This window comes from Weissella sp. LMG 11983 (assembly GCF_025908495.1).
Classification (GTDB): Bacteria; Bacillota; Bacilli; order Lactobacillales; family Lactobacillaceae; genus Weissella; species Weissella fermenti.
In genome coordinates this window covers 1,138,293-1,165,000 of sequence record NZ_JAOZFD010000001.1, presented here as the reverse complement: position 1 = coordinate 1,165,000, position 26,708 = coordinate 1,138,293, and the positions used below count along the sequence as shown (strand labels likewise).

Sequence of the window (26,708 nt, the reverse complement as noted above, 5' to 3'; positions counted from 1 at the left end):
AGATTCGACTCTCTGTCTTGTTTGAGTGTAAATCACTCAAAACTGAATATCGTTTCAATGAATGTGTAGGTTTCCGATTTTCCTTAGAAAGGAGGTGATCCAGCCGCAGGTTCTCCTACGGCTACCTTGTTACGACTTCACCCTAATCATCTGTCCCACCTTAGACGGCTGGCTCCCGAAGGTTACCCCACCGGCTTTGGGTGTTACAAACTCTCATGGTGTGACGGGCGGTGTGTACAAGACCCGGGAACGTATTCACCGCGGCGTGCTGATCCGCGATTACTAGCGATTCCGACTTCATGTAGGCGAGTTGCAGCCTACAATCCGAAGAGACGTACTTTAAGAGATTAGCTCACCCTCGCGGGTTGGCAACTCGTTGTATACGCCATTGTAGCACGTGTGTAGCCCAGGTCATAAGGGGCATGATGATTTGACGTCATCCCCACCTTCCTCCGGTTTGTCACCGGCAGTCTCACTAGAGTGCCCAACTGAATGCTGGCAACTAGTAATAAGGGTTGCGCTCGTTGCGGGACTTAACCCAACATCTCACGACACGAGCTGACGACAACCATGCACCACCTGTCACCTTGTCCCCGAAGGGAACGCTCCATCTCTGGAGTTGTCAAGGGATGTCAAGACCTGGTAAGGTTCTTCGCGTTGCTTCGAATTAAACCACATGCTCCACCGCTTGTGCGGGTCCCCGTCAATTCCTTTGAGTTTCAACCTTGCGGTCGTACTCCCCAGGCGGAGTGCTTAATGCGTTAGCTGCGGCACTTAAGGGCGGAAACCCTCAAACACCTAGCACTCATCGTTTACGGTGTGGACTACCAGGGTATCTAATCCTGTTTGCTACCCACACTTTCGAGCCTCAACGTCAGTTACAGTCCAGAAAGCCGCCTTCGCCACTGGTGTTCTTCCATATATCTACGCATTTCACCGCTACACATGGAGTTCCACTTTCCTCTACTGCACTCAAGTCATCCAGTTTCCAAAGCAATTCCTCAGTTGAGCTGAGGGCTTTCACTTCAGACTTAAATAACCGTCTGCGCTCGCTTTACGCCCAATAAATCCGGATAACGCTTGGAACATACGTATTACCGCGGCTGCTGGCACGTATTTAGCCATTCCTTTCTGGTAAGATACCGTCACACATTGAACAGTTACTCTCAATGTCATTCTTCTCTTACAACAGTGTTTTACGAGCCGAAACCCTTCATCACACACGCGGCGTTGCTCCATCAGGCTTTCGCCCATTGTGGAAGATTCCCTACTGCTGCCTCCCGTAGGAGTATGGGCCGTGTCTCAGTCCCATTGTGGCCGATCAGTCTCTCAACTCGGCTATGCATCATCGCCTTGGTAAGCCATTACCTTACCAACTAGCTAATGCACCGCGGGACCATCTCTTAGTGATAGCAGAACCATCTTTCAAATAACAACCATGCGGTTGTCATTGTTATACGGTATTAGCATCTGTTTCCAAATGTTATCCCCTGCTAAGAGGTAGGTTTCCCACGTGTTACTCACCCGTTCGCCACTCTTTGCAATGTCCATCGTCATATCTGAGCAAGCTCTTCAAATCAGTTGAACCACAAAGCGTTCGACTTGCATGTATTAGGCACGCCGCCAGCGTTCATCCTGAGCCAGGATCAAACTCTCAATTTGAAGTTTGAGTATAACTCAATTTTGTTGTTTAACAGAAGTTAAACGAATTTACTAGCGAATTGACTTCGCAAATGTTTTTGCATCAAGAACTAGCTTGATGACCCTACACATTTGTTTCATCGAAACGATATTCAGTTTTCAATGACCTACGTCGTTGCCTCATCAGACAACTTATACATCTTAACAGTTGATGAAACGAATGTCAACAACTTATTTAAAGATAATTTTTTTGAAGCGTGTCACACGGATAACTCGTACCCCGTAACAACTTAATCTATATTACAGATACGGTTACCAATTGTCAACACTTTCTTCAAACTTTGTTGCATTTAATTTGTACAAAAAAGAGCAATGCCCAAATCTAGGCATCGCTCCTTAATTTTAATCGTTATTAACGCATCGTTGGGAACAACAAAACGTCACGAATCGTATCCGTATCAGTCAACAACATAACCAAACGATCGATTCCGATTCCCAATCCACCAGTAGGTGGCATACCGTATTCCAAAGCCTCGATAAAGTCTTCGTCAATACCTTCCGCCTCATCGTTACCAGCGGCACGTTCTGCAGCTTGGGCTTCAAAACGCTCGCGTTGGTCAATTGGGTCGTTCAATTCAGTAAAGGCATTACCATATTCAGCACCGACGATGAACAATTCGAAGCGATCCGTAAAGCGGTCGTCTTCTTCGTTCTTCTTGGCCAATGGTGATACATCCACTGGGTGTCCGTAAACAAATGTAGGTTGGATCAACGTATCCTCAACAAACGTCTCGAAGAACTCGTTGATGATGTGACCAACACCCCAGTATTGTTCATACTTAACACCCTTTTCGTCAGCGATAGCACGTGCTTCTTCCAACGTCATTGGTTGCCAGAAGTCAACGCCAGTCTCTTCCTTAATCAAATCAACCATGTGCTTACGAGCAAATGGCTTTGACAAGTCGATATCGTGACCTTGGTACGTAATCTTCAAGTCATCAGTAACAGCAGCTGCAGCAGCCTTGATGATGTTCTCAGTCTCTACCATGACATCTTCAAAGTTCCAGTAAGCAGCATACGTTTCGATAACTGTGAATTCTGGGTTGTGCTTAGGGTCCATTCCTTCATTACGGAAGACACGACCAATTTCGTAAACACGCTCCATGCCACCAACGATCAAACGCTTCAAGTGCAACTCCAATGCGATACGCATGTACAAGTCAATATCCAAAGCGTTGTGGTGCGTAATGAACGGACGAGCTGATGCACCACCAGCTTCGTTTTGAAGCATTGGCGTTTCAACTTCAATAAAGCCTTCGCCATCCAAGTAGCGACGAACGGCCGTAATGATCTTTGAACGCTTAACAAAGCGATCGAATAAATCGTCGTTAGCAATCAAGTCCAAGTAACGTTGACGGTACTTCGTCTCCACGTCAGTCAAACCGTGGTACTTGTCTGGCAATGGACGCAAAGCCTTTGACAAGTGTGTAATTGACGTCACGTTGATTGACAATTCTCCAGCACGCGTCTTCATAACCGTACCAGTGAACCCTAGGATGTCTCCCAAGTCGGCCTTCTTCAACAACTCGTATTGCTCTTCACCAACAACTGGCTTTTGCACAAAGACTTGGACACGTCCTGAACGGTCCTTAATATCCGCAAAGCTAATCTTTCCTGAACGACGCTTCGTCATCATACGACCAGCGATTGTTACTTCGATTGCTTGCTCTTCCAAATCTTCTGCAGTTGCGTTGTCATACAACTCGTGCAATTCTGCAGCCGTGTGTGAACGCTCAAAGCGGTGTCCGAATGGATCCATACCAGCTTCGCGCATTTCAGCCATCTTGTCACGGCGTGCGATCATTTGGTCATTCAATGACACTTCTTGGTCAGCCATTATGTTGCCTCTTTTTCTTTCAATAATTTGTGTTGGTATTTCTACCACAGATACTTATTAGTTTGCCAATATTGGCCACTTTTTGCAAGTGCCTCGCCCAAAATTACAATCCTTCAGCATCCTTAGCTGCAATAATACCTGCCAACTCTGCCTCATCGAATTGAATCTTCTTACCTGTAAAGCGATCAACCACTTCGACACCGTGATCTTCATCCAACATTTCTTGCAAATCCTTCATGGGCAAAGTAGCCAACATGCGCTCATATTCGCGCTTTGAAATTTCAGGGTAAAGAGAAACTTCCGTCGTTGTCAATTGCTTAACGTTATCCTTACCAAACAAGTTAGCCAACAAATCCATTGGCGCGTGACCTTCAAGCAATTGTGATGAGATAGCTGGCACATGGGCCAACTTCTCTTCCAAAGCCGTAATATCCTCATCAGCTGCATCTGGCAATGCTGAAATCATGAACCCACCAGCGGCTGCAACTGTACCATCAGGATCAACCAAAACTGAAACCGCAACGGCAGAAGGAATTTGTTCTGACTTAGCCATGTAGTAAGTCAAATCATCCCCAATTTCACCAGTTACCAATTGCACTTGACCCGTAAATGGCTCACCTTCACCGAAGTCCTTGGTCACTGACAAGAATCCGTTGTTACCAACAGCACCGGCAACATCTTGTTGGCCCATTGCCGTCAATGGCAATTCAACAGTTGGGTTGGTCACGTAACCGCGCACCTCACCTTGTGCTGACGCTTCAACAACAATCTTACCCACTGGGCCGTTACCGTCCATGACAACTGCCAAGCGTTCTTCACCCTTCAAGACAGCGTTTGAAACCATCAAAGAACCCAACAATGCACGACCAAGAACCGTCGTACCCAATTGCGATGCTTCGTGGAACGTTGCAACTTCACGCATCATTTCCGTTGCGTCGATGGCAATCGCACGGAAGTTTCCGTCAGTCGTCACCGCACGTACAAGTGTATCTGTCATCTTTTCATGCCTCTTATTTTTCGTATATTTCTGTCTACCAGTTTAACACATTCACCATATAGAAAAGAGACGTGAACGATTACTCATTCACGTCTCTAACGTTCATTATTCTTGATCAAGCTTGCGTGGTTGCAAAACTTCAACCTTAACGGCTGGTTGTGCATCCTCGTCGGCCGTCAACTTACTGTTGGCAGCTTCCTTAGCTTCATCATATGACATTGGCGTTTCAACATTCTTTTCAACCTTGGTCGTCTCTGGCATCTTACCAGTTTCGAACAAGCTCAAGATTTGCTTCTCATCCAACGTCTCGTACTCCAACAAAGCCTTCGCAATTGCTTCGTGCTTGTCCTTGTACTCTTCGATGATTTCGTGTGCCTTGTTGTAACCTTCGGTCGTAATACGACGAACTTCTTCGTCGATCAAACGAGCTGTCTCATCAGAGTAGGCAGCCGACTCACCGTATGAACGACCCAAGAATGGTTGACCACCGTTCTCAAGTTGTACCATACCAAGCTTGTCTGACATACCATATTCCGTAACCATTGAGCGGGCAATGTTAGTTGCTTGCTCAAAGTCGTTTGAGGCACCTGATGATTGTTGGTCGAAGATAATTTCTTCGGCCGCACGTCCACCCATCAAACCAGCGATTTGGTCCATGGCGTCCGTCTTGTTCATCAACATTTGGTCTTCACGTGGCAACATGATTGCATATCCGCCGGCGCGTCCACGTGGCACAATCGTTACCTTGTGGACAACACGCGCTTCATTCAATACCAAACCAACGATAGCGTGACCAGCTTCGTGGTAAGCAACCGTTTCGCGTTCCTTAGCAGAAACAACACGGTCCTTCTTGGCTGGTCCCGCGATAACACGGTCCTCAGCTTCATCCACGTCCTTAGCGTAAATCGTATCGTGGTTTTGACGAGCAGCCAACAATGCCGCTTCGTTCAACAAGTTTTCCAAGTCGGCTCCGACGAAACCAGGTGTTTGCTTGGCAATTTCCTTCAAGTCCACGTCATCAGCCAATGGCTTGTTCTTAGCGTGGACTTGCAAGATTGCCTCACGACCCTTAACGTCAGGACGACCAACCAAAATCTTACGGTCGAAACGACCTGGACGAAGCAAAGCTGGGTCCAAGACATCTGAACGGTTAGTAGCGGCCATCACAATGACACCTTCACTACCTGAGAAACCGTCCATTTCAACCAACATTTGGTTCAACGTTTGCTCACGCTCATCGTGACCACCGCCCATGCCGGCACCACGTTGGCGACCAACCGCATCAATTTCATCGATAAAGATGATTGATGGGGCAGCCTTCTTTGCGTTATCAAACAAATCACGGACACGGCTGGCACCGACACCGACAAACATCTCCACAAAGTCAGAACCTGAGATTGAGAAGAATGGTACGCCAGCTTCACCGGCAACGGCACGGGCCAACAATGTCTTACCTGTTCCTGGAGGTCCCTCAAGAAGAACACCAGATGGGATACGTGCACCCAACTTCAAGAACTTCTTAGGATCCTTCAAGAACTCAACAACTTCGACCAATTCTTGCTTTTCTTCTTCAGCACCAGCAACGTCCGCAAAGCGAACCTTGTTCTCTGAAGGATCAGCTGGCTTAGCCTTTGACTTGCCAAAGCCCATCATGTTACCACGACCGCCTTGTCCGCCTTGGCTCATGCCACCCATCATCAAGTAGAACACACCGACCAACAACAAGATTGGCAAGAATGAAATGGCCATGTTACCCCAGAAGTTTGAAGCTTCTGGCTTTGTTGTGATTTCAGTCTTCGTCTTATCCGCAGCCTTTTGCAAACTCTCCATAATTGGATCGTTGCTAATGACTTGGGTTTCGAATCCTGTCACCTTATTTGAAGCACCACCAACAAGTGAGACAAGAGAATCATCCTTTGAACTCTTATCCGTTTGTGCCTTACGATACTCACCCTTAACGTCGTAAACACCCGCGCCAGGTTGAATCGTGATGGTTTTAATCTTCTTGTCGCGCAATTCCGTCATGAATGTCGACGTAGAGATAGTCTTCGTACTAGTCGTTTGAGAAGGACCGGCTACCCAGTAAATCAAACCCATAATACCGAGGACTACGATTACGTAGAACAAACTATTCCGGACAAAATTGCCGTTTCGTTGATTCTTCATCTATTCCTCCTACAGATAGTTACTACTACCTTCGTTGCATCATTATTATGTTTCCGAGACAGAAATTAGTGCTCAGGCGTGATGTTGATCGTATCAACCTTGTCCGCGTGGGCAGGATCATAAACTTCACGCTTCAAGACACCAACATATGGCAAGTTACGGTACAGTTGCTTGTAATCCAAGCCGTACCCAACTACGAACGCCTTTGGAACATCAAAGCCGATGTAATCAACCGTCGCTTCAACAACGCGACCTTCCTTCTTATCAAGTAAGCTGGCAACCTTAACTGACTTTGCACCACGTTCCATCAACAAGTCGATCATAAACTTCAATGAGCGACCAGTGTCCACGATGTCTTCCATAATGATGATATCGCGGCCTGAAATATCAGTTTGCAAATCAGTGACCATTTGCACTTCACCTGATGAAGCAACGCCACCGTTATAACTAGAAACGTCGATAAATTCAACTTCAGCGTATTGCATGTGACGCATAACATCGACCGTCCAAAGTACGGCACCCTTCAAAACTGACAAAATGATTGGTGTACGTCCTTCGTAATCGGCAGCTAGTTGCTTACCAACACGCTCTGCTGCTTCGGCAATATCGGCTTCGCTATAAAGCACGCGCTCGATATCGTTATTCATGTCCCAATGGTTCATGTCTTTTCAATCTCCTAAATCTTAATTCCCCTATCGTTACATAGCATTAAGAATACCATGTTTAACAGTAAATGTTTAGTGCTACACATAAAAGAAATGTGAACGCTTTAATCTTTTCGTGAAAGCAATAAGTAGTTTTCGAAACGTTCCAACTGCAAGCCATTCCCAAGGTCAATGAAACCTCGGTTAACATTCGGATTGCGCATCAACTGAATCGCCTGTGTTAACTGACTATCTTTTACAGCGAAGACGTGTTTTTTAGTTAACCACGTCTGCAAAACCAGCAACAAAACGGCGTCATCAACGCGCCAATCTAACCGGCCGTCTTCCAAAGCCTTCACGTGCACATTAATCGACCCACTCGCCAGTTTCTGTAATGCCGCAAGTTGATCAGCGAACGCAATCACGTGGTCCTTGGTTTGTTCATTGATATCTTCCAACGCTGGCACAACAGTATGTCGCATGCGATTGCGCGCGAACGTTTCATCCACGTTCGTGTAATCTTCAACCCACTCAGTTAACGGTTCGTTGACTAGTTGCCCGAGCATTTCCTTATCCAGTTGCAGTACCGGACGAATCAAGTTGATGTCGCCTTGCAGCTGTTGCTTTTTAGCCATCCCCACCAACTGTGTCAAACGACTACCACGCGCCAGCTTATACAAAATCGTTTCAACCTGATCACCCTTATGGTGGGCCGTAACAATCGCATTCGCACCAACTTCACGCGCGATGGCAATCAACGCCTCGTAACGCTTTTCACGTGCTAACTCTTCAACCCCTGTCGTTGGTACCACGTCCCACGCAAGCTGGCGAATTGTCGCACTGGCCAAATTAGGTGTTTGCGCAAATACCCGTTCGACTAGCCCTTGTTCCGCGTCCGCGTCCGTACGCAATTGATGATTGATGTACGCCGCGCTCACCGTCGGTTGGATATCCGCCGGTAGCGAGCCATCCGTTAACCAACGCAAGACATGCAGTGAATCCTGACCACCTGAAACAGCTACCAACACATGGTCGCGGTTATCAAATAAGCCTTCTTCCCGAATCATTCGCGTTAAATTAGCACGTACAACTTTATCTTGCATGATTCTCTCCCGTTATTTAATACTTGCCATTATTATATCGCTAATCGAAAAATAAAAAGACAATCAGTTGCCCGATTGTCTTTATTCGTTGATTATTATTCACCCGGCAAGTTGAAGACAACTTCACCGTCTTTGCTGTACATGTACTTTTCACGAATCAGCTTTTCCAAATATGAATTATCGCCCAAGTCTTTTACTTCTTGTTTGAGGTTCGCATTGGTCTTGTTGGCCTTATCAAGGTTTGACTTTGCTGTCTCAAGGCTCTTAGCAGCCGTCTCATACTTTACGTACTGCGTATGGTAGTTGACCATTGCAAAAATCGTGACAACTACCATCACTGCAACTAGTACAACGCGTCGGCGCAAGTGCACAACTTGACTGTAACGCATCTTGCGCTCTTCAAGATTTAATTGGTTGGCGCTCTTGGCGTTCAGCGGCGTGATATTTGATTGTTTGTTAACTGCCATCATTCCGCTGACCTCCCCGAGATAATTTGAGCGGACACTCTAATATAGACCTACACCATTAACCAATTCTCCCATGCTCTTACTGTACAGTAGACACCGGATAATCTTAAGCAGGATTACCTTTCCTTAACTTTTTCGTATCAAAACCTAACGGATAGTTATCCACAAGCGCCTTTCACCACATTTTTACAACATTTCCTAAAAAAAGACGCCCTATTTAGGGCGTCTTTTCGTCTTACTTAATTTTCGTCGTTACTGAAATCTTGTTCGTATGATTCTGACACGATGCTGTACATGTGTTCTGCTTGTTCCTTACGAACAACTTCAGCCGTGCTCTCAACCTTAAGGACCGATGTCTTGTTTCCGAAGCGAATCGTCAACTCATCACCTGTCTTAACATCATTAGAAGACTTCGCTGTCTTGCCGTTGATATCGATACGACCTTGATCCGCGATTTCCTTAGCAACCGTACGGCGCTTAATGATACGTGAAACCTTCAAATACTTATCCAAACGCATTATTTTCTTCCTCGATTTATAAACTGATAAATTTGGCGTCCCTTAGGCAAGGCGTCCCACTCTGCTTCTTCTAGTAGCGCTGTCCACCACAACATTAAAACAAAGGCGATGGCGCCAACGCCTACACCGACAACTGTCGTTAAAACACTGGCCAGGCGTGTTGCACCAAATAAGCTATGCCCTAGTATATACGCAAGACGGGCCAAAATGCCAACTGCGAGCAAAATTGCAACCAATTTCCCCCACCATTTCTTTGGCACCCAACTTATCCACAGACTTTTAGGCAAGCGAGTGAGCGTAAATATTAAGAATGGCAGCAATGCACCAACCGTTGCCAACGACGCACCGGCGATACCTAAAATTGGTACCAACCAGATGTTAAGACCCGCTTTCACTAGCATGGTTAATAAGACAAACCATCCTAAGCCTCGCGTCTTATCAAAGCTCTGCAAAACGCTGGTTGAGACAACAATCAATGTCGCTGGCACGATGCTAATCGTGAACAGCGCCAGTGCGTCACTACCTGCCGGTGAACCAAACAACAATTGATTAACTGATGGCATAATGGCTACCAAACCGACCGTTGCCACACCCGAAAGCAAAATAGAAAGGCGCATCGTCAATTGGAAATCATTCCGCAATGCTTGTTCATCATGTCGAATCACGTGCTGACGTAGCGCAGGCAACAACGATGTCCCGAGTCCAGTCGCCAAGACCATCCCCAACTGAACTAACGGTTGGCCACGATCATAGACTCCTTTGGTGAATTCAGCTTGGTGCGCCGTTAACCCGGCGTCTTGCAACAATAACTTCGTTGAGAACGAATCGACCAACTGTAGCAAAACCAGCAAAGCCGCTAGCATCGCTATCAACCCGCCTTCACGCCACAAACGGCCGAACAAGTGACGCCAGCTTAATGCTTTCGACTGCTTAACCGTCTCATCAATTGGTAACGACCAAATGCGACGAAGTGACGTCGCTAGAAATAATGTTGCGGCCAATCCAGCAATCGTCGCCCCAAAAGTTGCCCATTCACCAATCCGATACACGGACCAGCTAGTATGTACACCCCACCAAGCAACACCAATAATAATCGCCACGCGTACAATTTGTTCAATGACTTGCGACATCGCAGTAGGCACCATATTCAATTGGCCTTGCGCATAGCCACGACCAATCGCCAAAAATGGCATAAACCAAAACATCCAAGCGACCGCGCACACAACTGGGTACAATTTCAAATCGCCACCCATCAACAATGACAACGGTGCCGCGCCACCGTACACAACCGTGAATAGTACGGCGCTAATACCCACTAACGACCAGAACAAACGGCGTGCCACCAGTTGTTGATGCATTTCATCCGGTTGTTCCGTGATGATTTTTGAAATAAACAACGGCCAGCCACTCAAGGCAAGCACCATGCCAATACCGTAGATTGGATAGACTTGCTGATAAACGTAGAAACCAGTATTACCAACTAGGTTTTGGAACGGCACGCGATACACTGCACTCAGCACCTTAGCAATTAAGCCTGACACCGCCAAAACACCGGCGCCAGCCATCAAATTCTGACTTGTTTTAGGCATCAGCAACTCCTTCTTCAGGAGCTAGCGTGTTAAATACCGTCAACAAACCAGTTAGCCATTCTTCAGCCGTTTGGTTTGGTTGAATTGGCACTTCAGCCTTAACTGGATCCGGCACAACCACCTGACCGCGTACCTTGGCCAGTGCCAACGCTTGGGTAAATTGTTGCGCCGTAAACTTTGAACGGGCATCGAACGTCACAACCAAAATGTTTTGACGCTTGAAGTCACGACGAATTGTTGCAATACCAACGCGGTCAGCTGCCGCCTTAAGACGTCCAACCAACAACAAACGCTGCGCAGCTTCTGGCAATTCACCAAAGCGATCCAACAAATCATCTTCAATTTCTTCGAACTCAGCTGATGTCTTAGCCTTACGAATACGTTGATACAAATCTATCTTTTGTGGGCCATCCGCCACATAGTCAGCCGGCAAGTACGCTTCAACTTGAACATCAAGTTCGGCATCGAACGTTTGCTTACGCTTACCTTGCTTTTCGGCAACTGCTTCATTCAACATTTGCGTGTACAAATCATATCCAACTGCGTTAATGAAGCCGTGTTGTGATTGACCCAGCAGGTCACCTGCACCACGAATCGACAAATCCCGCATTGCAATCTTAAAGCCCGAACCCAACTCTGTGAAATCACGAATGGCCGTCAAACGCTTTTCACTTTCTTCGTTCAACGAACGGGTTCCTGGATAGGTGAAGTAGGCATAGGCAATATTGTTTGAACGACCGACACGGCCACGCAACTGATAAAGTTGTGCCAAGCCCATGTGATCGGCGTTTTCAACAAATAGCGTATTAGCATTTGGAATATCCACACCTGTTTCGATAATGGTCGTCGTCACCAGTACGTCGTATTCACGGTTAATAAAATCAACCAGAATCCCTTCCATTTGCGCCTCAGTCATTTGACCGTGGATATAGCCAACCCGTGCATCCGGTACCAACGACTCAATCATCGCCGTGACTTGTTCGATATCTTCCACACGGTTGTGGAGATAATATGTTTGACCGCCACGTGCCATTTCTCGTTCAATCGCACTCGCCGTCACACGACCATTTTGCTCCATCACATACGTTTGAATTGGATAACGATTTGCAGGTGGCGTCTCAATGACAGACAAATCACGGACACCAACCATCGCCATGTTCAAAGTACGTGGGATTGGCGTGGCCGTTAGCGTCAAAACATCGACGTTCGTTTGCAACGCCTTCAAACGTTCCTTGTGCTTCACACCGAAGCGCTGTTCCTCATCGATAATCAAGAGTCCTAAATCACCAAACTCGATATCCTTAGACAAAATTCGGTGGGTGCCGACGACCACATCAATGGTGTGATTCTTCAACCCTTCCTTCGTTTCGTCCATTTGTTTCTTTGTTTGGAAACGTGACATGATGGCCACGTTAACACCAAATCCATCAAAACGACTCAACATTGATTCGTAGTGTTGTTGGGCCAAAATCGTCGTTGGCACCAACATCGCAACTTGCTTACCATCGTGCACCGCCTTAAAGGCTGCACGCAAAGCGACTTCTGTTTTACCAAAGCCAACATCCCCGACCAACAAACGGTCCATTGGCCGTGACTTTTCCATATCAGCCTTGATTTCCTTCGTTGAGCGAATTTGATCAGGCGTTTCAGGGTATGGGAAAGCATCTTCAAAGGCCCGAATGACATCATCATCGGGTGCGAAGGCATAACCTTGCTTCAATTCACGCTCGGCATATAGTTGGAGCAATTCATCCGCAATGTCTTCAACCTTCTTGGCTACCTTGGCCTTCGCCTTCTGCCATTCCGTGCCACCCAACTTATTAATCTTAGGGGCCTTCTCAGCCGCGCCAACATACTTTTGCACCAAATCCAATTGCGTGACTGGAATGAAAATCTTCGCATCCTTTTGGTACGCAATCGTGATGTAGTCTTGCTTAACGCCACGGTTTTCAATTGTCTGCATGCCTTCATAGACACCGACACCGTGGTTCACGTGAACCACATAGTCACCGGGCTTTAGTTCGTTATAGCTCTTAATACGTTCCGCGTTTGATAGCGTTTGGCGCTTCGGAGCCTTCTTGCGAACTTGCTGGAACAATTCACGTTCCGTCAACACAATCAACTTTTGCGCCGGCAATTCAAAACCAGCACTCAGTGGCATGGTCGTCACTTGGGTTCGGCCGGGCGCCAAAGCATCCGGCGCCACCTCATTGATTTTGATCCCAAAATCAGCCAACGTTTGCACCAACTTAGCTTGTCGCTCGGTTGTATTCGTCAAAAAGATAATCGTCTCGCCTGACTTCTGCCGCGCGCCACTTCACTCTTCAACATTGGCATTTGACCAAAGAACTGTTGTGCTGGACGGACCGTCAAATTCGTCAAACTTGTCTGACGCAATTGCCCAATTCCACGTTGCAATGGTGAGAACACCAAACTAGCTTGTTGCACATCACGCGCCAAATCAGCCAGTTGCCAGCCCAAATCAGGATCTGGCAAAACACGTTGCTCAGCCATCTCATCGGTCCACCAATTGTGGTTGTCCAACGTGATTTGATCCGCATTTTCCAATGCACGTGGGTAATCATCGAACACTGCAATACCATCAGCTGGCAAATAATCTAACAAACTCACCGCATCTGGATAAAGAATATGCAAATATTGACGAATTTCTGGTAGCAAACCACCTTGGCTCATCATCGACAACAACGGACTCATCGCTTCAGTCAAATGACGCTTATCAGCGCCGTCCAACTTGTCACGGGCTTCGGTCATTGCAACTTCCAAATTCGTCGTGGCTGTTGCCAAATCATCTGCGTCAATTACCAAATCTGTTGCGGGCAAAATTGTGATGCTGTCCAAATTTTCCAAACTACGTTGCGTTTCCGCGTCAAAGCTACGCAGTGAATCCAATGCCGTATCAAAGAAGTCCAAACGCACCGGATTGTCAGCATCCAACGGATAAATATCAACAATTGAACCACGCACAGCAAATTCACCTGGTTGTTCAACTGAACCGTTGCGCTGATAGCCCATCTGAACCAACTTCGCCTGTAGCTCAGCCAATTCATAATCATGGTCGAAATCAAGCGTAATCGCAGCATCCGCAAACGCCTTAACTGGTGGCAAGTATCGCATGACACCCGCAACGCCGGTTACAACGACTGCCTGCGGATCTGTTAGCAATAGGTGCAACGCTTGCACACGCGCCAATCGCGTATCCAATGATGTCACGGCCACTTCTGCAGATAACGTTTCCTCAGCTGGGAAAACCGCGACGTGTTCATCACCCAACATGGCGGCCAAATCTTCAGCTAATTGATCTGCGTGAAACTGACTGTCGCCAACCACGACCATTGGCCGTTGGGTTTCTTGTTGTAATGCCGCCAAATACACCGTGCGCGCGGTGCCGGAAATCCCGGTCATCAAATGACGGCCACCTTTTTTCAGCCCTGATGCGAGTTGTTGAAACTCAGCATCTTGCTGAAGTAGACCTGTAATTTCCATGCTGTACCTCTTAGTTAAACTTGTTCATCAATGTTGGCATGTCAGCCCCAGATGCGAACGCCTCAAAGATGTCGAGTGACTTATCAATACCACCAAGCATCTCAGGCTCTTCATCCTTACCAAACTTGCCCAAGACAAAGTCCACAACGGCCTTTTGTACGTGAGCAGGGTGTCCGATACCAAACTTCAAACGATTGAAAGCTTGCGTATCCAAGTGTTGCGCAATGCTCTTAATTCCATTGTGACCACCGGCTGAACCCTTTTGACGCAAGCGCAAACGACCAAGCTCCATGTCCATATCATCTTGTACAACCAACAAGTCGGCGATGTCCAAATCGTAGTAATCCATCAACGGACGAACCGCACGACCTAATCATTCATGTAAGTCGTTGGCTTCACCAACAAAACCTTCTCGCCATCAATACGCACATCAGCTACAAATGCATTGTGTGCGCCATCTTGCTTGAATGATGCACTGTACTTATCTGCCAACGCATCAACTGTCATAAAGCCAATGTTGTGACGCGTACGGTCGTATTCCTTACCAATATTTCCCAAACCAACAATCATCTTCATCAGTATCATCTCCTATTTGAAACGCGCGTTAAACGCACGAAAGGGGCAGAGCCGCGATGACCCTACCCTGTTAATGCCTTATTAATACTAATATTTTACCCTATTTCCCGGATTAGTGGGCAAAAAATACTGTTGAGATAATGTACAAAACAGCAATGTGCGTTGGGTAAAAGATGTAGAAGAACCACTTGTCTTTACGACCTTGCTTACCGTTGTACAACGCAAGCAAAGGTGTGGCAAAAATCATCATCCATTGGTAATCGCTAAAGCCGTGCATGGCTGATTGCCACAACAAGAACAAGCTAAAGATGACGAAAATCGTCAAGCCAATCCAACGCTTATCGCGGAAAATATGGAACACTAGTCCAAGTAAAATCCAACCAATACCACCTTCAACTGTCAACGCAGTTGGGATAACACTTGAACTCAAGATAATCAAAAACATGTTTTGGCTTGCTGATGCGACGTTCAATAATGATAACGCCAAAACTGGTCCAAACACCAAGAAAGCCAAGCCCAACAATCCCCATGCAAAGCGCTTAGGTTCTTGCTTAGGGTGCTTCAAACTATCCCAAGTCCACATAGCGATAATCGTCAAGAACAGCGTTCCGAAAATTGAATTAATCATCACCACGTGATCATTTGGCAAAACTTGTTGCAAGACCATAATCATCACATTGGTAATCCAGAAGCCAATCAACAGATTACGCAAATACCCAACACGACTGTGCGTGTAGTGGAACCCTTCCGCTGCCAAGAACAAGAAGATTGGCGCTACAATACGTCCCAACATATTCAACCAATCTGGTGCACCAACATAACTAAACATCTCGTGCGTGTGGTCAGCGACCATCAACACCATTCCAATCATTTTAAGTGTAAAACTCGTCAACCCATACTTCTCTTGTAACTTATCAAGCATCACAATCTCTCCGTATACCTTTATTTGAACAATACTATACATTATATAGTACGTGGTGACTAGGTTTTAGGCTTGTTTATTTTTTACGTTAAATAGAAATTTTCCAAAATATGTTTAGTTGTTTGTGTCGCCACTGGCGTGACGAGGCATGGTGGGCGGTCGGCCTGGCGGTGCTCCGTCCTGCAATATAAGCTGGTGGCAACGGGGTCCCGTTCTCACTAAGCCTCAGCGTGTTCCATCGCCTGTCGGCTCGAAATCCACTGCTGCTAAGTGATAACTGGTGCCCCTTTCCTTGCTTGGTCACCGGCTAATATCGCAGGATCTCCGCACCACCAGTCCAACCACCCACCATGCCAGCAACCAAGATATTCTCTATTAGTTTTGTTAGTCATCCCAGGTTCATTCAATGAAAGATAGCTGACCCTATCAATTTAACCGTGGATGTAACTCTCAGACAGACAAGTAATTCTCGGCTGCTGCAAATGCCTGGGGTAACTCTCGGAGCGATTTGAGCTGGGACAGAGAAGCCCTGCCCGACCGCCGCGTGTCTATCGGCCAAAAATCCAAGTTTCCAGTTTGGCCGATGCGACCGGCAAGGGAGCAACACGCGGTGCTCGTGGCAGGGCGTGTCCCAGCTCAAATCTTTGTCGGAGAGAGTTACTCCAGGCATTTGCTCGTGCGCTAGCACGACACTACGCACAAACACCAAAAAAGAGATGCAACGCTCAAAACGTCGCACCTCTTCTAATTATTGTTGCTTAATAATAGCTAACCCAGTCTTGCGACTAAATTGCATCATTTCGTGTTGCCCGTCCTTGTGGAAGGCGTAAATGAGTGTATCTGAATCAATGGCGTGGCATTCAAACCAATCCGCTGATTGCCACCACGTTGGTCGTGATTGTAGCAAACGTTGGAACTTATTGAAAATTTCACCGCGTGGCTCATCCCAAGGGAAGTAACCACGGTTTTCCGGATCCTTACCACCCGTCATCCCCATCTCGTCACCGTAGTAAACACACGGCACACCAGGCATCGTTAACCACAATTCCAAAGCACGCTTCAACTTTTCTTCGTCCTCACCCATTTCAGTGAACAAACGCTTTGTGTCGTGCGTTCCCATGTTCGTGAACGCCCCAAAAAAGGCATTCTTTGGGTAGTTAGACTCCAAAGTCATCAAAACGGTCGTAAAGACACGCGCGTCGATTTCTTCGAGCATGAAGTCAAGAATCAGGTTTCGCAAAGGATAGTGCATGGTTGCTTGCAAACCACCGCCAAGCAAGTATTGACGGCGTTGGTCGTACGCAACTTTGTTCGATGCGTCTTCCCAAACTTCTCCAATCAGTACTTGTTCTTTATTCATCTGATCACGAATGCCGGCAATGAAATCATCTGGTAGCTCATCGGCCACGTCTAAACGCCAACCATCGACACCAAATTTATTCCAGTGGTTAATGACCAATCCTCGTCACCATAAATAAACTTACGGTAACTGGCTTCACTTTTATTAATCACTGGTAAATCCTTCACACCCCACCATGAGTTATACTCATCCGGGAAATCCGTGAAATCAAACCAGTGATAATACTTTGATGATGGCCCTTGATAAGCACCCGGCTCCTTGAAGTGACCGTCTTTGTTGAAGTAACGCGAGTATTGTCCAACGTGGTTAAACACACCATCTAAAATAATGTGCATGCCACGCTTGTGTGCTTCATCTAACAAAAACTTGAAATCATCTTCGTCACCTAAGATAGGATCTAGCGCCAGATAGTCTGACGTATCATAACGGTGATTTGAATTAGCTTCAAAAATCGGGCTCAGATAAATAGCGTTACATCCCAATTCCAGGATGTAATCTAGCTTTTCTGCAATCCCTTGGAAATTACCGCCAAAGAATTCCCATCGGGCAATCTCACCTTGCTTGTCACGCACATAAAATGGCGTATCACGCTTATTTGCGTAAATAAACGAGTTCGGCTTCGGATTGTTGACGTGCATATCCTTGTTGCCGTTATTAAAACGATCAACGAAGATGTGATAGAAGCGCGCCTCCTGATACCATTCAGGCAACTCTTCCAGTTCGGCCATCACCGTAATTTGGAAGTCAGGAATTGATGCGTGATGCATACCGTAAACTTCAGCCGCGCCGCCCAAGTTATTTCCTTGCGCCGCTAACCAGTACTGGTTATAGCCATCAATTACTTCGAAACGATAGTAGAGCAAACCGGCATGAGCTGCTGAAATTTCAACAACCCAATTGTCCTCATCTTCTTCATGCAAATCGTACCAAGTGACCTTGCCAGTTTCATCATCATAGACACGCAGACGCACTTCTTCAGCATGACCTTGCGCATGCAACGTAATGGTTTCGCCAACAATAACTGCGCCAAACGGATCGCGGTTTGCGACCAAAAATGAATCAAACTCCATCGTGGTCACACCTTACTTGCTTTCTTGTTGTGCGAGCGCCTTGTGTGGAATATTCCAAATTTCATCAGCATACTCAGCAACTGTGTAGTCAGCTGAGAACTCACCACTTGCTGCAATATTTGCCAACGCCTTACGCGTCCAAGCCGTCTTGTTTTGGTAATCTTGACCCAAACGTGTTTGCGTCGCAACGTATGAGGCGTAGTCACCCAATACAAAGTACTCGTCGTTATCACGAATCAATAAATCAAACACCGCACGGCCTTCTTCTTCGATATTTGGAATCGTACCATCAATCAATGCATCCAAGACACGGTGCAAAACTGGGTTGTTGTCATAAATACCTTGGGCAGAATAATCGTGCTTCTCATAGTGTGAGTAAACCGTATCTGTATCCATACCGAAAGCGTAGGCATTTTCTTCACCAGCTGCGCGAATAATTTCAATGTTAGCCCCGTCCATCGTTGCCAATTGCAAGGCACCATTGGCCATCAACTTCATGTTTGATGTTCCAGATGCTTCCTTACCAGCTGTTGAAATCTGTTCAGACACATCAGCTGCCGGAATAATCAATTCAGCAAGTGATACCCCATAATTTGGAATAAAGACAACTTGCATCTTTTGATTAACCGCTGCATCGTTGTTGACCATGTTAGCAACCTCATTAATCACCTTAATGATTTGCTTTGCATAGTAATATGACGGCGCTGCCTTTGCGGCAAAGATGTGGACACGTGGCGCTACATAAGCATTCTTGTCATGCTTCAACGCCAAGTAATCCGTCAGAATACCAAGCAAGTGGAGCAATTGACGCTTGTAGGCGTGCAAACGCTTGATTTGCACATCAAATATGGCATCCGTGTTCAACTCCAAGCCCATGTTGCGCTTAACCCACTCGGCCAAACGCACCTTGTTCTCGTGCTTCACATCTTGCAACGCTGACAAGAATTCTTCATCCTTGGCAAACTTATTCAACTTAGTAATGTCCTTTGGTAACGAACGCCAACTCTCGCCAATCTTTGTATCAATCAAGGCTGACAAAGATTCGTTGGCTGCATGCATGTAACGACGGTGCGTAATACCATTCGTCTTGTTTGAGAACTTTTCAGGCCACAACGTGTAGAAATCATGCAACACCTTGTCCTTCAACAACTCACTGTGCAATGGTGCCACACCGTTAATGGCATGTGACCCAATCGCTGCCAAGCGGGCCATGTGAACTTGACCGTCTTGCAATGGTGACGTGCGCCAAGCGAAATCTTCCCCGTGTTCGCTAGCAACTGCCAAGCGGTGACGACGATCAATTTCTTGAATCAATTGAAACAAGCGTGGCAATTCAGCTTGGAAGAGGCCTTGTGACCAACGCTCCAATGCTTCAGCCAACAACGTGTGGTTCGTGTAACTAACCGTACGTGTCGTGATGCCCCATGCTTCTTCCCAACTCAAGCCATGTTCATCCAACAAGATACGCATCATCTCTGGAATCACAACCGTTGGGTGGGTGTCGTTAATGTGGATGGCTACTTGGAATGGCAATGAGTGTAGTGAATACCCGTCTGCCAAATGGTGCTTAATGATGTTTTGCACACCGGCTGAACTAAAGAAGTACTCTTGGCGCAAACGCAAGCGACGACCTTCTTCATTTGAGTCATCAGGATACAATTCGCCTGAAATACTTTCCAGAACGCTGCGTTCAGAAACCGAAACTTGCACACCTTCTGGCACCTCAGCAGACCATAGACGAAGTGTGTTAACGACATCATTGTTGGCCCCACTCATCCCCGTATCATAAGGCACCGCCAAAACATCAACACCGCCTTGGTATACCGGACGCAATCCATCTGGCGTTTCAGCCATGTAAACGCTACCGCCGTAGTGCACGACTTGTGCTTCACTGTCTTGGCGAACTTCCCAAATGTTGTCGTTCTTCAACCAATCATCTGGATATTCCACTTGGTAGCCATTCACAAAGGCTTGGCGGAACAAACCGTAACGGTAACGAATACCATTTCCATTTCCAGCAAGCTCGATACTTGGCATGGCATCCATAAAGTCTGACGCCAAACGGCCCAAACCACCATTACCCAAACCTTGATCAACTTCCGCTTCCAACAAGGCGTTGAAATCAACACCCAAGTCTTGCATCACTTCTTCTGCTTCCGTCAACAAACCTAGGTTCAGCAGGTTCGCACGCAAATAGCGACCTGGCAAAAATTCAATCGAGAAGTAGTACACCTGCTTTGCGCCGGTGTCACGGTAGTTTTCCTTCGTAAGACGCCACTTGCTAGCAATCAACTTCTTGGCCACCGTGGCCAAAGATTGATAGCGTTGCAAGTCCGTGGCATCTGCCAAACTGACTGCGAAAGTCCCCTCCAATTCGGCTAGAAAACTGTCTTTCAGCATAGTTACCTTATCGCTTTGTTGCATACACTCACCTCAATAATCTTTATAGTTGTTCATAGAGTTCGCGATAGGCGTTGGCTGATTGTGTCCAAGACACATCAACTGCCATCGCTTGTTCTTGCAAACTACGCCATGCTTCTGGCTTGTTCAAGAACGTTTGTTGCGCGTAATCCATCATCCAACCAAGGGTGCTAGCATCAAATTGCTTGAACCCGAATCCGGTTCCCTCTCCTGAAACCTCGTTATACGGCACCACTGTGTCACACAAGCCACCAACCTCGTGTACCAATGGCAACGTGCCATACAATTGCGCCATCATTTGTGAAATACCACATGGCTCAAATGCACTTGGCATTAGGAACATATCCGCTGCCGCATACATGCGTTGAGCCAAATGCACATCAAAATCAATGATGACACGTAATTGATCTGGGTAGTGCGCTGCCAAGTTCGTCAACTGGCCTTCCAGTTCGAATCCCTGTTCCTAAAATAACAACTTGCGCGTCGTGCGTTGCCAAGAAATATGGCAATGCTTCAGCTAGCAAATGCACACCCTTTTGTGGCGTCAAACGTGACACCATCACCATCAAAGGACCAGCTGCGTGTGGCAAACCAAATTCGTCTTGCAACGCGTGCTTGTCTTTTTCCTTACCACTCATATCAGTTGCATCATAATTAAATGGCAAATCTGGATCAGTGGCTGGGTTGTAACGTTCTGTATCAACCCCGTTTACGATCCCTGATAGCTTGCCTTCGTACATGCGCAAAATTGGATCAAGGTGCTCACCAAATTCAGGTGTCTTAATCTCTTCGGCATACGTTGGACTAACTGTGTTGATACGGTCAGCAAAGACCATCGCCGTCTTCAACCAATTGCTACCATCCCCAAAACGAGCCTCACCACTCGCGTACAAATTCCAATCCAAATCGAAGAACGTTTGCAACGTTTCTGGCGCATAAGCACCTTGGAATTGCATGTTGTGAAATCGTCAACAATGTCTTGATTTGTTGTAGCGGTTGTTGCCAGGCATAACGCGTCTTCAACAAGGCTGGAATCATTGCTGTGTGCCAGTCATTGGCGTGCAAGACATCCGGAATAAAATCGATTTCTTGCATCATTTCAATAACGGCAAGTTGGAAAAAGGCAAAACGTTCACCGTCATTCCAGTGTTCATAAAGCTTTTTGCCTGAGAAATATGATTTGTTATCGATGAAGTAATAGATAACACCGTTCAAGCGCATCGTCTTCACGCCAGCATATTCCTCGTGGTTGTTAATCCAGACCGTGAACCAACGCAAATCCATCAACTGGTCGCGGTACTTTTCTGGAAAAATTTCATGGTAGTAAGGCGCAACCACACGCACATCTTCACCTTGCGCATTTAGCGCATTAGGCAAAGCCCGGCCACATCCCCGAGGCCTCCCGTTTTGTAAAACGGCACTACTTCACTTGCAGCAAACAGTACTTTCATTAGACAGTCACCTGCTTCTTGGCTGCACGCACAACCGCTTCCTTACCAACAATAATTGGCATTTCCGGCGTACCATGCAACACAACACCAGGCTCAATTACGGCATCCTTGTCCATGATGACATATGACAAATCAGCTCCGGCACCAATCTTGCCACCTTGCAAAACAACTGAGTGGCGTACCTTTGCATCTTCTGCCACTTCAACCGTTCGGAAGACAACTGAATCTGAAACAGATCCAGCGAACGTCCCACCTGTTCCAAACAATGAACGGTGCACTTCCGCTGATGGCATGAAGTGTGCTGGTGCTTCGTTCTTTGACTTCGTGTGCACTGGACGTTCCATCAACAAACTACGGTAGTTGTCAAAATCCAACAATGCTTTGTTTGCTTCGAAGTAACTCTTCACATCATGCACTGGCAAATGTACACCTTCGTGCACAACCACGTTAGCACCAAAGTCGCTCATCAATTGACGCGTCAAACCTTGGACATTCTTACCCGTCGCATGTTCAATTTCACGATCAGCAGCAACTTGCAAAATGTTTAAATCAACAATGCTTGCTTGCAAATAGACCAACACTTGCTCTGCAGATGAACGACGCACATTTTCGGCTGGTTCAAGGTTGCGAGCCAATCCCTCATCAGTCAACGTCAACACTTGCATACCAGGCACCAAATCAGCGACGTCCATCCAACGCGCAACAACCGTAACTGGTTGTGCTTGCTCTTCGTGGTTCGCCACAATCGCCTTCAAGTCCAAGTTCGCCACTTCTGACGTTCCCAAGATGGCCGTGTATGGTGTCTTAGCATGATTAATAAAGCGACGGATGTCCTTTAATAAACCACGATCTGACTGAAATGTCATAAATAAACCACCGCCCAAGCGATCCATTTGCCATTCACGACCCGTACGAACGTGGTCCAAAATTGATTGGCAACGGTCTGGCATAGCCATCATTGTCTTTGTGACCCCAGCGTTACTTGCAGCTGATAGCGGAAAATCAACCAATCGGAACTTGCCACCGAATGGCACGCTTCCCAATGGACGATCAACCGTCAATTGCCCCAAAGTGTGGCAGTGCGCTTCATTCAAATCGAGAATGACACTTAATTGATTACGCATTCGACAATACCCCCTCATTTACTTGCGTCTCTGCATAATATTCATCGCAACCAACAACTGCGATATCGTCCGGCGTACCAACAATCACGGCGCCCGGCGCCACCACAGCACCTTCACCAACGATTGCGTATGACACAGCTGCGCCTGCGCCAATCTTCGCTCCTGGCATAATCACACTGTGATCAACCACGGCATGGTCTTCCACCGTCACACCAGTTGAAATCAAGCTGTGTGAGACACGCCCCGCAACGTACACGGCATCCACCATTAAACTATCGTGAATTTGAGCTTCTTGGGCTACGTACATTGGGTTTTGGTTCGTGCTGTGCGAGTAGATACGCCAAGCGCGGTCTGACAAATTCAACTCATTGTCGCGTTCCAACAACTCCATGTTTGCTTGCCACAATGATTGAATCGTCCCAACGTCGCGCCAGTAGTTACGGAAAGCAAAGGCGTAAACCTTCTCATCGTTTGCCAAGTAGGCCGGAATAACGTTCTTACCAAAGTCGACCATATCCTCGCCTTGCTCATACCCCTCTACCAAGTACTCGCGTAGCTTCTTCCAGTTGAAGACGTAAATTCCCATTGAAGCCAAGTTAGACTTTGGGTTAGCTGGCTTTTCTTCAAATTCCACAATCTTGTTGTCGTTATCCGTGTTCATGATACCGAAACGTGATGCTTCGTCCATTGGCACTGGCATAACTGACACCGTCAAATCAGCTCCCGTCTCCTTGTGTGCGTCAATCATGTCCGTGTAATCCATCTTGTAGATGTGGTCACCTGACAAAATCATCACGTATTCAGGGTCTTGGCGATCAATGTAACCAATGTTTTGGTAAATCGCGTGGGCCGTTCCCTCGAAGAACTTGTTTCCTTCACCGTCTGAGTATGGTTGCAAAATCGATACGCCACCATCCATCACATTTAGCCCCCAGTCTGAGCCGTTCCCAATGTGTTGGTTCAATTCGTATGGTTCGTATTGTGTGATTACACCAACTGATGTCACGTTTGAGTTCGCCAAGTTACTCAACGTAAAGTCAATAATGCGGTAGCGTCCGCCGAATGGCACTGCTGGCTTAGCCAAGTTCTTCGTCAACTTGCCTAGTCGTGTTCCTTGTCCCCCTGCGAGGATCAAAGCCGTTACTTTATCCTTCATTTTTCTTTCCCCGTGTTTGCTTCTTTTGCTTAATAATCAATGCCCCAGTCGCTGGCAAGATGACCGAAATTTCATAATGGTCACCAGCCAAGTAGGCTTCATGCTCTGTTGGAATGTGTTTCCAAGTACCACCGAAGTCACTATTTTCCGTATTCAAGAGCACCTCGTACTTACCGGCCTTAGGCACGATAACGCGGTAGTCTTTTTTTTGCACTGGCAATGTATTCATCGCCATGATAAGTGTGTCACTGGCCTTCTTCCCGCGACGCATAAACGCCATGGTGCCACGATACCCTTCGTCAGTTTGTGAGAAATCAACCCCTTCAGGTACAAAATCTTGCTCCCACAAAGCGTGTTGGTCACGATACAACTTATTCAGTTCCGCCGTTAAGTGTTGCATGCTACGGTTTAACCCGTCTTCTAGGTCGCGCCACTCCAACGGTTCTTCATCACGCCATTCCAAGAATTGGCCCCATTCACTACCCATGAAGCGCAACTTCTTGCCTGGATGCATCATCATCCAAACCATCATTGTGCGGAGGTTCGCGAATTGGTTGTAACGGTCACCGAACATCTTGTGCATCAAACTCTTCTTACCGTGAACAACTTCATCGTGTGATAGCGGCAACGTAAATTGCTCATCAAACGTATACATGAAGCTAAACGTTAAGTTGTTAAATGCACCTGGTCGATAAAGGTAATCCAGTTCAAAGAAATCAAGTGTGTCATGCATCCAGCCCATGTTCCACTTGAAGTCAAAGCCCAACCCGTCAGGTGACGTCACCCCAGGGTAGGCCGTGGCTTCTTCAGCGAACATCAATGCAGCTGGTACGCGATTATGAATAATCGCATTTAGCTTTTGCAAGAATGCAATGCCAGCATAGTCATAAGCTGTACCATCTTCGTTGCGCCAGTCTTCCTTACCAGCGTCCTGGTTGATGTAAATGATGTTTGAGACACCGTCCACGCGAAGACCATCAAAGTGGACATCCTCCAACCAGAACAAAGCGGCTGAAATCAAGAAGCTTTGCACTTGCGATTTACCCAAGTCAAAGTTCCAAGTTCCCCAACGCACATTTTCAGCAATCGTGCGGTCACCAGACTCAAACGTTGGCGTACCATCAAAGCGATATAGCGCGTCATAGTTCTTTATAAAATGCCCAGGCACAAAGTCCAAAATCACACCGATATTGGCTTTGTGCGCTTCATCAACGAAATATTGCAAATCCTGCAAGCGACCCATTCGTGACGTCGCCGCGAAGAAGCCGTAAGTTTGATAACCCCATGACATATCCAACAAGTGTTCCGTAATCGGCAACATCTCAATGTGGGTGTAGCCCATCTCCTTGACGTATGGAATCACTTGATCCGCAAGTTCGCGGTATGACATATATGATCCATCCATGTGCCGACGCCATGATTTCATGTGCATTTCGTAGATATTGACCGGTTGGTTCAACTTGTCGCGTCGACCTTGACGACCACGATATAAGCCATCGTGCCACTTGTATGAATCCGTGTTTACAATCGCTGCAACTCCTGGCTTCTTTTCGTATTCATGAGCGAATGGATCTGTGCGTAGCAACACTTCACCATCACGCGTCTTAATGGCGTATTTGTAATAGTCACCTTCATCCAATACGTCAGTCGTAACTTCCCAAACACCCGTCTCCTCTAACGGGGTCATAGCAAAGTCGTCGTGAATCGCCCAATCACAGTGTCCCGACACTAAGTGAATTTCTTCGGCGTGTGGCGCCCAAACACGGAATGTTAATTCCTGTCCGTTGCGCGTCACCCCCAAAAATTTATCTGCGCGATATGACTGACCAGTATTGAACAAGTATGCAGCTTGTAAACTTTCGTTCAGTACATGTGGTTTCAGCATAATCATGGTCCCTCTTTCTTTTCTCTGAAAAACTGTTCGTTTCAGAGATTGTCTTTTAATCATATGCTAGAGATATGAAATCCATATCTGAGAAAATATGTTGTTTTTTCACACTTCCGCTCGGACAATCGTCGAATTTGTTATTTTTTGAGCAAAGTTTTTGAAAATATTTTGAACACGCAAAAACGCCCGCTCAGCAAATTGGCCAAGCGGGCGT

The 26,708-nt window shown here is 46.8% G+C and carries 15 protein-coding genes, 1 rRNA gene and 3 pseudogenes; all 19 read right to left on the bottom strand.

Translation table 11 applies throughout. The features are described from left to right. Positions 1-87: 87 nt before the first annotated feature. The 19 genes and pseudogenes from OIT45_RS06040 to glgB all read right to left on the bottom strand — a co-directional run bounded on the left by OIT45_RS06040 (position 88) and on the right by glgB (position 26,491). Positions 88-1,662, bottom strand: a 16S ribosomal RNA gene (locus OIT45_RS06040). Between the two features lie 391 nt (positions 1,663-2,053). After that, positions 2,054-3,538 (bottom strand): lysine--tRNA ligase, encoded by a 1,485-nt coding sequence (gene lysS, locus OIT45_RS06035; protein ID WP_413743288.1) that lies wholly within the window; start codon positions 3,536-3,538, stop codon positions 2,054-2,056. A gap of 103 nt (positions 3,539-3,641) precedes the next feature. Continuing rightward, positions 3,642-4,535, bottom strand: coding sequence for an Hsp33 family molecular chaperone HslO (hslO, locus tag OIT45_RS06030; protein WP_056973759.1), 894 nt, complete (start codon positions 4,533-4,535; stop codon positions 3,642-3,644). Positions 4,536-4,640: 105 nt separating this feature from the next. Then, on the bottom strand, positions 4,641-6,701 hold the full coding sequence (gene ftsH, locus OIT45_RS06025; protein WP_199404545.1) for an ATP-dependent zinc metalloprotease FtsH: 2,061 nt from the start codon (positions 6,699-6,701) through the stop codon (positions 4,641-4,643). Positions 6,702-6,766: 65 nt separating this feature from the next. After that, complete coding sequence (hpt, locus tag OIT45_RS06020) at positions 6,767-7,363, bottom strand: hypoxanthine phosphoribosyltransferase (protein ID WP_242458283.1); 597 nt, start codon at positions 7,361-7,363, stop codon at positions 6,767-6,769. 107 nt (positions 7,364-7,470) lie between these two features. Next, positions 7,471-8,448 (bottom strand): tRNA lysidine(34) synthetase TilS, encoded by a 978-nt coding sequence (gene tilS / locus OIT45_RS06015; protein WP_199404546.1) that lies wholly within the window; start codon positions 8,446-8,448, stop codon positions 7,471-7,473. Between the two features lie 95 nt (positions 8,449-8,543). Next, positions 8,544-8,918 (bottom strand): FtsB family cell division protein, encoded by a 375-nt coding sequence (locus tag OIT45_RS06010; protein ID WP_135798573.1) that lies wholly within the window; start codon positions 8,916-8,918, stop codon positions 8,544-8,546. Positions 8,919-9,154: 236 nt separating this feature from the next. Beyond that, the gene (locus OIT45_RS06005) at positions 9,155-9,433 is read right to left on the bottom strand and encodes an RNA-binding S4 domain-containing protein (protein ID WP_135520868.1); all 279 of its coding nucleotides are present in this window, start codon (positions 9,431-9,433) and stop codon (positions 9,155-9,157) included. Continuing rightward, positions 9,433-11,022 (bottom strand): polysaccharide biosynthesis protein, encoded by a 1,590-nt coding sequence (locus OIT45_RS06000; protein WP_242458284.1) that lies wholly within the window; start codon positions 11,020-11,022, stop codon positions 9,433-9,435. The genes OIT45_RS06005 and OIT45_RS06000 overlap by 1 nt, the downstream gene beginning before the upstream one ends. Further along, positions 11,015-14,526, bottom strand: a pseudogene (gene mfd, locus OIT45_RS05995) (transcription-repair coupling factor). The gene OIT45_RS06000 and the pseudogene mfd overlap by 8 nt, the downstream one beginning before the upstream one ends. 10 nt (positions 14,527-14,536) lie before the next feature. Beyond that, a pseudogene (pth, locus tag OIT45_RS05990) lies at positions 14,537-15,102 on the bottom strand (aminoacyl-tRNA hydrolase). A gap of 112 nt (positions 15,103-15,214) precedes the next feature. Next, positions 15,215-16,024 carry a TraX family protein gene (locus OIT45_RS05985; protein WP_199404548.1) on the bottom strand — a complete coding sequence of 270 codons (810 nt, stop codon included), beginning with the start codon at positions 16,022-16,024 and terminating at the stop codon, positions 15,215-15,217. A 748-nt stretch (positions 16,025-16,772) separates the two neighbouring features. Beyond that, complete coding sequence (locus OIT45_RS05980; protein ID WP_264339919.1) at positions 16,773-17,483, bottom strand: alpha-amylase family glycosyl hydrolase; 711 nt, start codon at positions 17,481-17,483, stop codon at positions 16,773-16,775. Beyond that, entirely contained in the window at positions 17,435-18,454 is a 1,020-nt protein-coding gene (locus tag OIT45_RS05975) for an alpha-amylase family glycosyl hydrolase (protein ID WP_264339918.1), read from the bottom strand. The genes OIT45_RS05980 and OIT45_RS05975 overlap by 49 nt, the downstream gene beginning before the upstream one ends. A 12-nt stretch (positions 18,455-18,466) precedes the next feature. Next, a complete protein-coding gene (locus OIT45_RS05970) occupies positions 18,467-20,878 on the bottom strand; it encodes a glycogen/starch/alpha-glucan phosphorylase (protein ID WP_264339917.1) in 2,412 nt (803 codons plus the stop codon). Between the two features lie 19 nt (positions 20,879-20,897). Further along, positions 20,898-22,326: pseudogene (glgA, locus tag OIT45_RS05965) on the bottom strand (glycogen synthase GlgA). Next, the gene (gene glgD, locus OIT45_RS05960; protein ID WP_264329993.1) at positions 22,326-23,450 is read right to left on the bottom strand and encodes a glucose-1-phosphate adenylyltransferase subunit GlgD; all 1,125 of its coding nucleotides are present in this window, start codon (positions 23,448-23,450) and stop codon (positions 22,326-22,328) included. The pseudogene glgA and the gene glgD overlap by 1 nt, the downstream one beginning before the upstream one ends. Further along, positions 23,443-24,606, bottom strand: coding sequence for a glucose-1-phosphate adenylyltransferase (locus OIT45_RS05955; protein ID WP_135798582.1), 1,164 nt, complete (start codon positions 24,604-24,606; stop codon positions 23,443-23,445). The genes glgD and OIT45_RS05955 overlap by 8 nt, the downstream gene beginning before the upstream one ends. After that, on the bottom strand, positions 24,596-26,491 hold the full coding sequence (gene glgB, locus OIT45_RS05950; RefSeq protein ID WP_199404551.1) for a 1,4-alpha-glucan branching protein GlgB: 1,896 nt from the start codon (positions 26,489-26,491) through the stop codon (positions 24,596-24,598). Before glgB ends, OIT45_RS05955 begins: the two co-directional genes overlap by 11 nt. Positions 26,492-26,708 lie beyond the last annotated feature (217 nt).